This is a genomic window from Streptomyces sp. NPDC036822, assembly GCF_055609145.1.
The window spans coordinates 131,177-144,144 of sequence record NZ_JBVJPY010000005.1 but is presented as its reverse complement, the minus strand read 5'-3'; the positions used below and the strand labels follow the sequence as shown (position 1 = coordinate 144,144).

Annotated in this window: 10 protein-coding genes; 6 read left to right on the top strand and 4 right to left on the bottom strand. The window is 74.6% G+C overall.

Going from position 1 to position 12,968, the window contains the following annotated elements; translation table 11 throughout:
* The first annotated feature begins 159 nt into the window (after window positions 1-159).
* Window positions 160-1,227 (top strand): O-antigen ligase family protein, encoded by a 1,068-nt coding sequence (locus ACZ68P_RS13920; protein ID WP_471005765.1) that lies wholly within the window; start codon window positions 160-162, stop codon window positions 1,225-1,227.
* Between the two features lie 292 nt (window positions 1,228-1,519).
* Here the strand turns inward: ACZ68P_RS13920 and ACZ68P_RS13915 are convergent, their stop codons facing one another.
* Both ACZ68P_RS13915 and ACZ68P_RS13910 read right to left on the bottom strand, forming a co-directional pair.
* The gene (locus ACZ68P_RS13915; RefSeq protein WP_471005764.1) at window positions 1,520-2,164 is read right to left on the bottom strand and encodes a hypothetical protein; all 645 of its coding nucleotides are present in this window, start codon (window positions 2,162-2,164) and stop codon (window positions 1,520-1,522) included.
* 61 nt (window positions 2,165-2,225) lie between these two features.
* Window positions 2,226-3,011 carry a glutamate racemase gene (locus ACZ68P_RS13910; RefSeq protein WP_471005762.1) on the bottom strand — a complete coding sequence of 262 codons (786 nt, stop codon included), beginning with the start codon at window positions 3,009-3,011 and terminating at the stop codon, window positions 2,226-2,228.
* A gap of 58 nt (window positions 3,012-3,069) precedes the next feature.
* Between ACZ68P_RS13910 and ACZ68P_RS13905 the strand changes: the two genes are divergently transcribed.
* The gene (locus tag ACZ68P_RS13905; RefSeq protein WP_471005761.1) at window positions 3,070-4,257 is read left to right on the top strand and encodes a glycosyltransferase; all 1,188 of its coding nucleotides are present in this window, start codon (window positions 3,070-3,072) and stop codon (window positions 4,255-4,257) included.
* On the opposite strand, the gene ACZ68P_RS13900 is transcribed toward ACZ68P_RS13905, so the two are convergent.
* The gene (locus ACZ68P_RS13900) at window positions 4,258-5,553 is read right to left on the bottom strand and encodes a TerD family protein (protein ID WP_471005760.1); all 1,296 of its coding nucleotides are present in this window, start codon (window positions 5,551-5,553) and stop codon (window positions 4,258-4,260) included.
* 237 nt (window positions 5,554-5,790) lie between these two features.
* Between ACZ68P_RS13900 and ACZ68P_RS13895 the strand changes: the two genes are divergently transcribed.
* From ACZ68P_RS13895 to ACZ68P_RS13880, 4 genes are all read left to right on the top strand, one after another.
* Complete coding sequence (locus tag ACZ68P_RS13895) at window positions 5,791-6,258, top strand: DUF6643 family protein (protein WP_471005759.1); 468 nt, start codon at window positions 5,791-5,793, stop codon at window positions 6,256-6,258.
* Window positions 6,259-6,294: 36 nt separating this feature from the next.
* Window positions 6,295-7,119, top strand: a complete 825-nt coding sequence (locus tag ACZ68P_RS13890) for an MOSC domain-containing protein (RefSeq protein ID WP_471005758.1) — start codon at window positions 6,295-6,297, stop codon at window positions 7,117-7,119.
* Window positions 7,120-7,250: 131 nt separating this feature from the next.
* Window positions 7,251-7,859, top strand: coding sequence for an Rv1733c family protein (locus ACZ68P_RS13885; protein WP_471005756.1), 609 nt, complete (start codon window positions 7,251-7,253; stop codon window positions 7,857-7,859).
* An 82-nt stretch (window positions 7,860-7,941) separates the two neighbouring features.
* Window positions 7,942-10,377, top strand: coding sequence for a right-handed parallel beta-helix repeat-containing protein (locus ACZ68P_RS13880; RefSeq protein ID WP_471005754.1), 2,436 nt, complete (start codon window positions 7,942-7,944; stop codon window positions 10,375-10,377).
* Here ACZ68P_RS13880 and ACZ68P_RS13875 read toward each other — a convergent pair.
* On the bottom strand, window positions 10,347-12,842 hold the full coding sequence (locus ACZ68P_RS13875; protein ID WP_471005753.1) for a hypothetical protein: 2,496 nt from the start codon (window positions 12,840-12,842) through the stop codon (window positions 10,347-10,349). The two genes, ACZ68P_RS13880 and ACZ68P_RS13875, sit on opposite strands and share 31 nt — an antisense overlap.
* Between the last annotated feature and the right edge of the window lie 126 nt (window positions 12,843-12,968).

Here is a 12,968-nt window from a genome sequence, read left to right as displayed (position 1 = left end):
ACGGCGCGGCCCGCCGAGGGCAGGAGTCCGGTCCAGACCTCTTCCTCGTGTGGCGGGGCGTCGCCACCCCCCTCCGCTGCAACGTTTCTGCGCTTTCCCTCCACAAACCCCCGGCGCCCCCGTTACGGTGTCCGCCAGGCTGATCGGGGGTCGACGGGGATGACTGCACCACCTGCGGCTGAGCGGGTGGCCGCGCGCGAGCGCGGCCGGGCGCCGGACGTCGCCGGGGTGGTGATCCTGGGCGCCTGCGCGGCGTGGTCGCTGGTCAGCGCCGCCGGACGCGAGGCCCGCCCGGAGGGGATCCTCCTCGCCGTCCTCGCCCTCTCCGCCGGATACGCCTGCGGCCGGATCTGCGGCACCCTCCTGCCCGTCGCCGCGGCGGCGGCCGCGTCGCTCGCCGCGCTCGGGCCGGCGCTCGCCTCGGGACCCGGCGTGCCCGGTGCCACTCCGGCGGCTTCCGTGCCGCCGGGGCACACGGGAGCGACCGCCGCGCTGCTCGTCCTCGCGGCCGGCGCGGCCTGCTGCGCGGCCGTGGCGGCCGGCTCGGGGCCCGCGCGGCTGGTGCTGCGGGGGCTGGCGCTCGCGGTGGCGGGTGTGGCGATGGCGCTGGGCTCGGTGGTGGGCGCGCTGGCGGCGCTGGGGGTCCTGCTCTGCTCGCTCGCGGCGGTACGCATGCGTCGCCGGGCCCTCGGTCTCGCGGGGCTGGTGCTGGCGACGGGCCTGGTCGTGGGGGCGTCCTGGGCGGTGGCGGAGGACGCCCTGCCCGAGGGCCTCACGGTGTCGCTGGAGGGCCAGCTGACCGGCCACAGGGTCCTGCTGTGGCGGGACGCCGTGGCGCTGGCGGAGGAGAACCCGCTCCTGGGCGCCGGTCCCGACCGGTTCGGGGCGCTGAGCCCGACGTCCCGGGAGACGCTCGCGGCGGACGGCAAACCGCATTCCGCGCCGCTCCAGCAGGCGGCGGAGCAGGGCGTGCCGGGAGTGGTGCTCCTCGGTGCGGCGTACGGCTGGCTGGTGTGGGGCCTGGGAGTCTCGCCGCGCTCGACGGCGGTGGTCCTGACGGCCGGGGCCACCCTGACGGCGCTCGCCGCCCTGGCGACGGTGGGCAACGCCCTGAGCTTCACACCCGTGACCGCGGGCATCGGCCTCCTCGCGGGCCTCGCGACGGCCCGCTCCCCCGCCCCGGACCCGGGCGGCGGATGGCGGGCCGGCGTACGGGGCGAGGCGTAGGCCCGCGAGCGCCGGGGGACGCCGACGGCGCGGCGAGGCTCCGGCGCGGGGGGCGGACGTCAGGAATGAGCGCCCGGACGCCGGCAGAGCCACGAGACCGGCGCGGAAGCGGGCAACGGAACACGCGCCGAGAACGACGGCGTACGGAACGGGCGGGGGCCTGACGTACCGGACGAGCCCCGGACCGGCCGTCGTTCTGGGCGCGTGCGGAACGGGCCCGGGCCTAGGCGTACGGGACGACACGTGAGGCCCCGGCCCACGGCTCAGCGCGAGGCCGACGGCTCCGCCCGTCTCACGCGCTCGTCGGCCCCGTCGGGGTCGGAGGTGCCGGGGGGATCGTGGGGCCGGTGGGGGCGATCGGCTCCCCGGGCACGGCCGGGGCGGCGGTGGCGCCACGGCCCAGGCGGTCGCGGATGACGCGGACCGCCTCCTCCGCGTCGTCGACCGTGACGGTGAACACGCGCCCGCCGTCGAGTTCCAGCACGAGCGCCTCGCCCCGGCGGACGATGACCCCCGTGCCCTTCTCGGGGCGCCAGCGGTAGCCCCAGCCGCCCCAGTGACGCGGTGTGACCGGCGCGACCTCGACGCCGACCACCTGCGACAGCGGGATCCGGCGGCGCGGAAGGCCGACGTGGCCGCAGCGGACCTCCATCGCGGTGTCGTCGACCTTGACCGCCACATGGACGAACGCGAGCGTGCCGAACATCATGAGGAGTCCCGCCGCCACGCACCCGATCACCGACATGAGCAGCGGGGCGATACCGGACGTCCACGGGGAGTCCACGGCCAGCTCGATGCCGAGCGCGACGAAGGCGGCGCCCGCGATCGCGAGGACCCACTGGATGCGGTTGGTCGCGCGGCCGGTCCACACCTCGGGAACCGGAACGTCGGAGTTCAGGGGCCGGGGATGGTGGGGGTGACGGCGATGGTCCCTCATGGCTCGCAGCCTACTCACACTCCGCTCACGCGGCTCGGCGCCCGCCGCACCCGGGTGTACGTCAGCGAGCCGGGGTCGCCACTCCGAGCAGACGGCCCTCGGCGTAGCTCAGGGCGGCGGCCGGCAGCCGGGAGGGCCGTCCGCTGTGGATCACGGTCAGGTCGCCGACGGGGGCCGCGGTGGGGGCGGGCTCGGCGCCGATACGGCGCAGCGCCTGTGCGGCGACTGCCCCGGCCGAACCGTGGAAAACCACCGGCGGGAGGTCGGTGTGCTGGACCGCCGCACGGATGCGCTCGGCGACCAGCTCGTAGTGGGTGCAGCCGAGGACGAGGGCGCGGACGTCCCGCGGGGTGAGGGCCGCGGCGGCGGCGACGGTCCGCTCGACCGCCGCCGGGTCGGCCTTCTCGACGGCGTCGGCGAGGCCGGGGCAGGGCACCTCGGTGACCTCGGCCCCGTCGGCGAACTCGCGGATGAGCCCGCGCTGGTACGGGCTGCCCGTGGTGCCGGGTGTCGCCCAGATGGCGATCCTCCCGCCGTCCGAGGCGGCCGGCTTGATCGCCGGGACCGTGCCGATCACCGGGATCCCCGGTTCCAGCGCGGCACGGATGGCGGGCAGGGCGTGGACGGAGGCGGTGTTGCAGGCGACGATCAGGGCGTCCGGCTCGTGCGCCGCGGCGGCGCGGGCGACGGCCAGCGCGCGGACCGTGAGGTCCTCGGTGGTGCGCGGGCCCCAGGGCAGGCCGTCGGGGTCCGAGGAGAGGACGAGATCGGCGTCGGGCCGCAGGCGGCGAACCGCGGCCGCTGCCGGGAGCAGGCCGATTCCGGAGTCCATGAGCGCGATCTTCACCCGGTCACCCTAGCCGACCACCCTTGCATCCCCGGCGATCTGGGGCAGACTGCGGCGAATGAGCGCCATTGCCTGGATCGCCGTGGGTTCGCTGGCCGCCTGGGGGTGGCTGCTGCTGGGTCAGGGGTTCTTCTGGCGTACGGACCAGCGCCTGCCCGAGAACGTCGGCCCCGCGCGCGGGGAGCCGCGCGACTGGCCGCGCGTGGCCGTCGTCGTACCGGCGCGGGACGAGGCGGAGGTGCTGTCGCTGAGCCTGCCGTCGCTGCTCACCCAGGACTATCCGGGCGAGGCGGAGGTGGTGCTCGTCGACGACAACAGCACGGACGGCACGGGACGACTCGCGCGCCGGCTGGCCGAGCGGTACGGCGGGCTGCCGCTGACCGTCGTGACCCCGGGCGAACCGGCGGCCGGGTGGACCGGGAAGCTGTGGGCGCTGCGCCACGGAATGGCGCTGGCCCGCGCGCGGAAGCCGGAGTACCTCCTGCTGACCGACGCGGACATCGCGCACGAGCCGGACAGTCTTCGGCTCCTGGTGGGCGCCGCGGCGGCGAACGACCTGGACCTGGTCTCCCAGATGGCCCGGCTGCGGGTGGCGAGCGGCTGGGAGCGCCTGGTCGTCCCCGCCTTCGTCTACTTCTTCGCCCAGCTCTACCCCTTCCGCTGGATCAACGGCCGCCGTCCCCGCGCCACGGCGGCGGCGGGCGGGTGCGTCCTGCTGCGGACGGAGACCGCGGAGCGGGCGCGCGTGCCGGAGGCGATCCGGCAGGCGGTGATCGACGACGTGTCCCTGGCCCGGGCGGTGCGTCGGGCGGGCGGGCGGATCTGGCTGGGTCTGGCGGAGCGGGTCGACAGCATCCGCCCCTATCCGCGCCTCGCGGACCTGTGGCGGATGGTGTCGCGCAGCGCGTACGCCCAGCTGCGCCACAACCCCCTGGTCCTTGCCGGCACGGTGGCCGGCCTGGCCGTCGTCTATCTGGCGCCGCCGGTGGCGCTGCTGGTGGGAGTGGTCGGCGGTGACGCGGTGGCGGGTGTGGCGGGGGCGGCGGCCTGGACGGTGATGGCGGGGACGTACGTTCCGATGCTCCGTTACTACCGTCAGCCGCTCTGGACGGCTCTCACCCTTCCCTTCACCGCCCTGCTGTACCTCCTGATGACGGTGGACTCGGCCGTCCAGCACTACCGCGGCCGGGGGGCGGCGTGGAAGGGCCGGACGTACGCCCGTCCGCACACCGCCCCCGACCCGTAGTCATTTGCGGCCGGGCGTCCAGTTCATGCCCCAGCCGTACGCCTGGTCGACCGTCCGCTGGGGGCTGACCCCGCGCTGCGGGACGAGGTAGCGCGCCTCGCGCCGTACGACCAGGTCGCCGTTCTCCCGGGTGAGGAGGGCGAGGGCGCAGACCGTCGAGGGGACGGTGCAGTCGTCGAGGGAGAAGTCGACGGGGGCGCCGTGCTGGGGCTGGAGGGTGACGGTGGCGTGCAGATCGGCGAAGCTGCGGGCGCCTTCGTAGATGGTGACGAAGACGAGGACGCGGCGGAGCCGGTCCCGGTGGTCGAGGTTGACGGTGAGGTTCTCGCCCGCGGCGAGGGCTCCGGTGCGGTCGTCCCCGTCGAGATGGATGTACGGGGGCTGGTGGAGGGAGCCGAAGGCGTTGCCGAGCGCCTGGACCACGCCTTTGCGGCCGTCGGTGAGTTCGTAGAGGGCGCACAGGTCGAGGTCGAGGTCGGCGTGCTGGGCGACGGCGCGGCCGAGTTTGGCGCCCCATCCGGTGAACTGCTTGCGCGTCTGCCAGTTCAGGTTCACGCGCAGGGCGCCGGAGGTGGCGCCCTGCTTGGCGAGGGAGACGGTCGGCGATTCCTTCGTCAGGGTGACTTTCGTGAGGCGGACGGGCTGCGGTGGTGTGGGGGCCGGTGCGGCCGCCGGCCGTGGCGGGGTGACCGCCGGCGTGGCGCTCGGCACGGCCGGCGGCGGTGACGGGGGCGCGGCCGCCGGCCGCTGCGGTTCGTCCACCGTGATGCCGAAGTCCGTTGCCAGGCCCGCGAGGCCCGAGCCGTATCCCTGTCCCACCGCCCGGAACTTCCAGGCGCCCTGGCGACGGTAGAGCTCCCCGAGGAGGAAGGCCGTCTCCACGGTGGCGTCGGTGCTGTCGTACCGGGCGATCTCCGCCCCGCCGTCCGCGTCGACCACGCGGACGTACAGCCCGGGGACGCTTCCGAAGGCCCCGCCGTCGGCGGAGGCGGCCAGGACGATCCGCTCGACGGCCGGCTCGACCCGCCCCAGATCCACTGCCACGGTGTCCGTCACCGGGCCGCCCCCGTCTCCGGGCGGGCGCTTCCCCTCGTGCCGGACGGCTCCGGAGGAGTGCTGGGGCTGGTTGTAGAAAACGAAGTCGGCGTCGGAGCGCACTTTCCCCGACACGAGGAGTAGCGCCGAGGCGTCGACATCCGGCACACCCGCACCTGAACGCCACCCCAATTCCACGCGCACCTTCCGCGCGTGCACCGGAACATTCGCTCCTTTAAGCATGGACACGCTCGCCCCCATCACGGCCGCTCGGACATCAAGATTTCTTTACGTCAACCTAATGCCGGGCATGCCGGACCGACCCGGCCGACCCGTGGGTAACCCCTCCCCAGCTCGGCTTTTCAAGATCGACGCTCTTCTGGGCGACCGTTTTTGTCACGTTCGCTCGCATTGTGGATCGACAGTCGCTCGGAACCCGTCAAACAACCCTCTTATCGGGCTCCCCAACCAGCACATCGTGGGCTTAACTTATGTGCCATGACCTCCCCGCGCTCCACCTACGGAGGCGGTTACTACACCGCGCCGTCGTTCCCCGACACCCCGATCTACGACTCCCTGGTCGCCGAGCGGGGCACGCCTCAGATCGCTCCGATCCGAGTGCCTTCCGCTTACGACACCGGCAACAGCTACCTGCCGGCGTTGCCGTCGGCCCTGCCCGCCCTCCCGGCGGCACCCAGCCACCCCACCCCGTCCTACGGCGGTGCGTACGGCTATCCGCAGCCCATGCAGCAGATGGCCCCCGTCCCGCTGCAGCACGCTCCGGCGCCGTACATCCCGCAGCAGCCGGCCGGTCCGCGCGGCTACCCGGGCGTCCAGCCCCAGCAGCCGCAGCGTCCGGTGGCCACCGGGTACGAGGCGATGCGCCCGGCGGCCGCACGGCCCGCCCCGGCGCCCGCCCCGTACGACGACCCCTACAACCGCCCGTACCAGGGTGGTGGATACTGACCGACACCGGTACGGAGCGGCTGGCAGGATGACGGCATGTCGATTCCTGTCGTGCGCTCCGTCCATGTCCACCCGGTCAAGGCGCTGCGCGGGGTCGCGCGCGCCGAGGCGGAGGTCGAGCCATGGGGACTGGCCGACGACCGCCGCTGGACCGTCGTGGACGCGTCGGGCAAGGTCGTGACCCAACGCCGTCACCCGCGGATGGCGTTGGGGTCGGCCGAGCCGCTGCCGGGGGGTGCCGTCAGGGTGTCCGCCCCCGGCCGCACGCCCCTGACGATCGAGGTGCCGCGGCCGTCGTCCACGATCCGGGTGGAGGTCTTCGACACCCCCGTCGAGGCGGTCCCGGCCGGCCCCGACGCGGACGCCTGGTTCAGCGCGTTCCTGGAGACCGACGTCCGGCTGGTGCACATGGACGAGCCGGCGCACCGTCGTCCGATCGACCCCGCCTACGCGCTGCCGGGCGAGACGGTGAGCTTCGCGGACGGATACCCCCTGCTGGCCACCACCTCCTCCTCCCTCGACGCCCTCAACGCGCTGATCGCGCAGGGCGATCACGCCGCCGAGGGTCCCCTGCCGATGAACCGCTTCCGGCCGAACGTGGTCCTCTCGGGCACCGCCCCCTGGGCCGAGGACGACTGGACCCGGCTCGCCATCGGCGAGGTCACCTTCCGGGTCGCCAAGTCGTGCGGCCGGTGCGTCGTCACCACCACCGACCAGGAGACCGCCGCGCGCGGCAAGGAGCCGCTGCGGACCCTCTCCCGGTACCGCAAGGACGGCAGCCGGCTGATCTTCGGACAGAACCTCGTCCCCGAACACACCGGCACGATCCGGGTGGGCGACGAGGTCAAGATCCTCGACTGAACCCCGGCCGAACCGAGCGGGCAGCCCCGGCGGGAGCCGGGTAACGCGTCACGTGTCCCGCCCGACGGGCGGGGAACCCGCCTCGGGGTCAGACTCGTTGGGAGAGCGACGACGACGAGGGGGGGCGAGCCGTGCGGGCAGCCACCGGGGTCTGGTGCTGGCGCCGTAATCCCCTGTGCCGGGCCACGGACCTGATCGAGGCATGGGTCGCGCTGACCACCCTCGTGCTGCTCCTGTGCGCCGTGCCCGCCGCCGGCTGGATCTCCGCCACGCGCACCGACGCCTCCCTCCAGACCGCCGTGCGCGCCCAGCACGAGCACCGGCACCCGACGACGGCGCGGGTGGTCCGGATCACCGACGCCCCGGCGCAGGACCCGCGGAACCCCGAGGCGGCCGAGGAGGCGCGGCTCCGCAGGGCCGTGGTGGCGCGCTGGACGGCTCCCGACGGGACCGTACGGACGGAGACGGTGTCCACCCGGCGGGAGCTCTCCGACCCGGGGGACACCTTCCGGCTCTGGACCGATCCGGGCGGACGCCCGGTGGCCGCGCCGATGGAGAAGGAGACCGCCCGGGCCCACGCCGTCATCGTGGGGCTGTTCACGGCGGCCCTGACGGCGGTGTTCCTGGAGGCCGCCAGGCGCGTGGTCGTACGACGTCTCGTACACCGTCGGTACGCACGCCTCGACCGTGCGTGGGCCAGGGCCGGTCCCGATTGGGGCCGCACGGGCGCGGGCAGCTGACTCGTCAACCCCGCCCGCCCGCGCGCGCTACGGTGGGGCATCGGATCAGCGGCGACGCATGAGGCGGGGGCAGAACACACCCATGGCACAGGGCACGGTCCAGGTGACGCACACCGGCACATCGCGGTGGCGGCGGCGCACGGGTGAGTACGCCTCCCTCGCCGCAGCTCTGGAGGCCGCCGGGGACGGCGACGTCCTCACCGTCGCGCCCGGCACGTACCGGGAGAACCTCGTCATCCAGCGGTCCGTCACGCTGCGCGGACCGGAGGGCGGGCTCGGCTCGGTCCGGATCGCCCCCGTCGACGGCGTACCCCTCACCGTCCGGGCCTCGGCGACCCTGCAGGACCTGCACATCGAGGGCCAGGACACCGCCGCGCCCGCGCTGTTGGTCGAGGACGGCACGCCCGAGCTGCTCGACCTGCGGATCGTGACCCGCTCCGCGGCCGGTGTCGAGGTCCGCGGCGCGGCCCGTCCCACCGTCCGGCGCTGCACCGTCGACAACCCGGCCGGGGTCGGGATCGCCGTACTGGACGGCGCGGGCGGAGTGTTCGAGGAGTGCGAGATCGTCTCGGCCGGCCAGTCCGGGGTCTCCGTGCGCGGCGGCGCGCATCCCCGGCTGGAGCGCTGCCGGGTCCACCACGCCTCCGGCGCGGGGATCGCCGTCCACGGCGAGGGCAGCGGCCTGGAGGGCATCGGCTGCGAGGTGTACGAGATCAAGGGCGCCGGGCTGCAGATCGCCGCGCGTGCCACCGCCCACCTCACCGACTCCTCCGTGCACCGCACCTCGGCCGACGGCGTCACCCTGGACACGGACGCGGTCCTGACGCTCTCCGACTGCGACATCCACGACATTCCCGAGAACGCCGTCGACCTGCGTTCGCGTTCCGTCCTCACGCTCACCCGCTCCACCGTGCGCCGCTTCGGACGCAACGGCCTGTCGGTGTGGGACCCGGGCACCCGGGTGGACGCCAACCAGTGCGAGATCCACGACAGTACGGGGGACTATCCGGCGGTCTGGGTCAGCGACGGGGCGACGGTCGTGCTCGACGCCTGCCGGGTGCACGACGTGCCGGACGCGCTGTTCGTCCTCGACCGGGGCTCGCGCGCCGATGTCGTCGACAGCGATCTGTCGCAGGTACGGAACACGGCGGTCTCCGTGAGCGACGGGGCGACCGCGCAGCTGGACGACTGCCGGATCCGCGAGGCGTCCACGGGCGCCTGGTTCCGTGACCACGGCAGCGGCGGCACGCTGGCCAACTGCACCATCGACGCCGTACAGACCGGAGTGATCGTCACCAAGGGCGCCGATCCGACGATCGAGCGGTGCACGGTCACCTCACCCGCGGAGGCCGGTTTCTACGTCTCGGCGGAGGGGCGGGGCTCGTTCCTCGGCTGCCGGGTGACCGGGAGCGGCGGGTACGGCTTCCATGTGATGGACGGCTGCCGCACCACCTTGCGCGCCTGTCGCACGGAGCGGTGCGCACGTGGCGGATACGAGTTCGCCGAGGACGGGCCCGTGGTGGAGGACTGCACGAGCGACGAGAGCGGGGTGCGGACGGCTCCGGCGGACGCCGGCACCGTACTCACCGCGAACGCGGCGGCGACCCGGACGGCCGGGCTGCTCGGCACCGTCCCCGGTCCGCGCTCCGCCGCGTCCGCGCCGGCCGTGGCACCGGCCGGCGAGCCGGCCCCCGCCCCCGCCCTGGCGCGCTCCTCGCAGGACGTGCTGGGGGAACTCGACGCGCTGGTGGGCCTGGAGAGCGTCAAGCTCGAGGTCCGCACGCTCACCAACATGATCGAGGTGGGGCGCAGACGGCAGGAGGCGGGGCTCAAGGCGGCCTCCGTGCGCCGCCATCTGGTGTTCACCGGCAACCCCGGAACGGGCAAGACGACGGTGGCCCGGCTCTACGGCGAGATCCTGGCGTCGCTCGGTGTGCTGGAGCGCGGGCACCTGGTCGAGGTGTCGCGGGTCGACCTGGTGGGCGAGCACATCGGTTCGACCGCGATCCGGACCCAGGAGGCGTTCGACCGGGCGCGCGGCGGAGTGCTCTTCGTCGACGAGGCGTACGCCCTCTCCCCGGAGGACTCGGGGCGGGACTTCGGGCGCGAGGCGATCGACACGCTGGTGAAGCTGATGGAGGACCACCGGGACGCGGTCGTCGTCATCGTCGCCGGCTACACCGCGGAGATGGAGCGGTTCCTGACCGTCAACCCGGGTGTGGCGTCCCGCTTCTCGCGGACCATCACCTTCAGCGACTACGTACCGGACGAGCTGGTGCGGATCGTCGAGCAGCAGGCCGACGAGCACGAGTACCGGCTCGCGCCGGGCACCGACGAGGCCCTGCGGAAGTACTTCGGCGAACTGCCGAAGGGCCCGGCGTTCGGCAACGGCCGTACGGCCCGGCAGACGTTCGAGTCCATGGTCGAACGGCACGCGGGCCGGGTCGCCGTGCTCGCCGAGGCGGACACGGACGACCTGACCCTGCTCTATCCGGAGGACCTGCCCGAACTCCCCTGAGCCGCCGGGCCGTCGGTGCCGCGCCCGTCCTCGTCGCTCCGCTGCCGGGGCAGGGTGGGCGGCAGCCGGTCCAGGAGACCGGTGCGTTCGGCGGCGAACGACGGGTGCGCCTGGTAGTCGGAGTGGCCCAGGATCGGTTCGGGCAGCGGGTGCGCGTGGGTACGGCCGTAGGCGACCGGGTCGAGCAGCACGGGGCAGTCGACGGCGGGCTTGTCACCCTCGGCCGGCACCCGGACCGGGCCGCCTATGGGGTCGGTGGCCCGGTAGAGGTTGCTCCAGCAGTGCACCGTGCGATGCAGTCCGCGCAGGGCGTCGGGGCCGAAGTAGGCCGGGAACCAGCGGCCGTAGAGCCGCTCCAGCGGAGAGCCGTAGGTGAGCAGCGCGACCCGCTTGCGCGTCGCGGGCGGGAGCTGCCAGACGGCGGCCGCCGCGAGCACGCTGCCCTGGGAGTGGCCCGAGATGACGAGCCGGCCACCGGTGTGCCGGGTCCAGGAGCGCATGCGCCAGGTCAGGTCGGGGACGGCCCGTTCGGCGTAGCAGGGCGGGGCGAAGGGGTGGGCGGCGCGCGGCCAGAAGGTGCCGACGTCCCAGAGGATGCCGATCGTGCGGCGGGCCGAGGCGTCCTTGTAGGCGCGGCGGCCCCAGGTGACGAAGAGGATGAAGCCGAAGCCGATCATCCAGGAGCCGAGGGCCTGCGCGGTGTGGGCGGCGGACGCGACGGCGGGGTGGGCGCCGTCGAAGGCGCGGCCGGGGACGTTGTCGCTGGCCCAGGCCCCGGCGACCGAGGCGGCGCCGAGCAGCAGCGTGGCCCCGGAGACGATGCCGACCAGGGCGGGCGCGGTGTCGGTGAGGCCGGCGCGGGCCCGGCCGGCGGCGATGCGTCCGGTACGGACGGGGTCGGGGTCCTTCGTGCCGTAGTCGGCCTCGACGACGGGCCCGAGGCGGCGGGCGGCCCGGGCGGTCCGCAGGGCGAGGAAGGCGCACGGCGCGAGGAGCATCAGCAGCAGCACGGGGATGACGGAGGCCTGCCAGCTCAGCAGGACGGGCGGTCCGATCAGCGGCCCCTCCCCCATGCCGGGGGTGGCGGGCCCGTCCAGCCAGTCGGCGACGCGCTGGGCGACGCCGCCGGACATCACGCCGCCGAGGGCGCAGGCCAGCATGGCGACGGCGGGCCCGCCGAGGCCGTACATGGCGGTACGGGGATGGCGGTGGGGCCGGTGCAGCAGGAGCGCCACGACGCCGAGGGCGACGACGAGGCCGCCCTGGGCGAGGGTGAGGGCGCCGAAGGCGACGTCGCCGGGGAGGGTGCCGGTGGAGCGCCAGCCGGGGCGGGACCACCCCGCGTACACCAGGGCGAACAGCAGCAGGACGAGGGAGGCGCCCGGCAGCCAGGAGACCAGGGCGCGTTCGACCCGCAGGTCGAGACGCTTGTCGCTGCGGCCGCGGCGGCACACCACCCAGAGGACGACCGCCGCCAGGACGACGAGACCGGCCTGGAGACCGCGGCCGAGGCTCTCCCCGAAGGGATCGGCGGCCGTCAGGTCGTGGCGGACGGCGGCGCCGGTGACGGCCGCCGCCACGGTGAGGAAGCCGGCGGCCGTATGGGCGGCGCGGAGGCGGGCGACGATGCGGCGCCCGTACCAGAAGCCGGGGCGCCCGAGCGCGGGCCGGAGCCAGGAGGGCGGCTGACCGCCCGGGGCGTCGGCCGCCGCGTCGGCCTCGGCGGGGTCGACGATGGCGGCCTCCGCGTCGGAGGAGTCGGCGTCGGGGGCGGGCGCGACCCGCGTCGCGGCCGCGGCCGCTTGCGGGGTCTCGGCGCCCGGGTCGTCGTACCCGGTGGGCGGGCGCTGGGCCTCGTACGCGCTCCAGGTGCGGTTGGAGAGGTACCAGAGCAGTCCGACGAGCACGGCGGGAACGACGGCGGCGAGAGCGAGGCGCCGGCCCGGCTGGGACCACCAGCCGCCCCGCTCTGCGGAGAGGAACCCGAGCCAGGAGCGGTCCTCCGCGCAGGCGGCGACGCCGGCGCACTGCCACGCCGTCAGGTCGAGCGCGACCTCGCAGGCGGCGGCGGTGAGCAGCACCGTCAGCGTGAGCGCGACCAGCCGCACCAGGACGCCGTACAGCCGCAGGAGGCCGGGCCGGCCGTGGGCGGGCGGTCGCATCCAGTGGGCGAGGTTGACGACCATGAACGGCAGGAGCAGCAGCCACAGGGCGCGGGCGCCGTTGCCGGAGGTGAGGTTGGACCAGCAGTACGCCTCGGGGACGGGGCGCTCGGCGTAGCGCTCGGGGTGCTCCTCGGCGTCGAGATCGTCGGCCCGGCGGTACATGGCGGCGGTCGTGTCTCCGGTGACCCGTACGGTGCGCGGGTCGTCCAGCATGTCCTGCGGCGTGGCTCCGCCGACCCCGTGGACGAGGAGTTCGAGGGCCGCACCCCCGCTCTTCGGGGCAGGTGTGGCAGGGGACACTTCGGTGTCTCGCTCTCTGGATGGGAGTATGCGACGGCAGACAACAGGATCGCGGAAGGCCGTGGGCCTGCGCAGGGCCTCTGACGTAATCCGTCGGCAATCCCCCAGTCCCCTTCGGAAGGATCG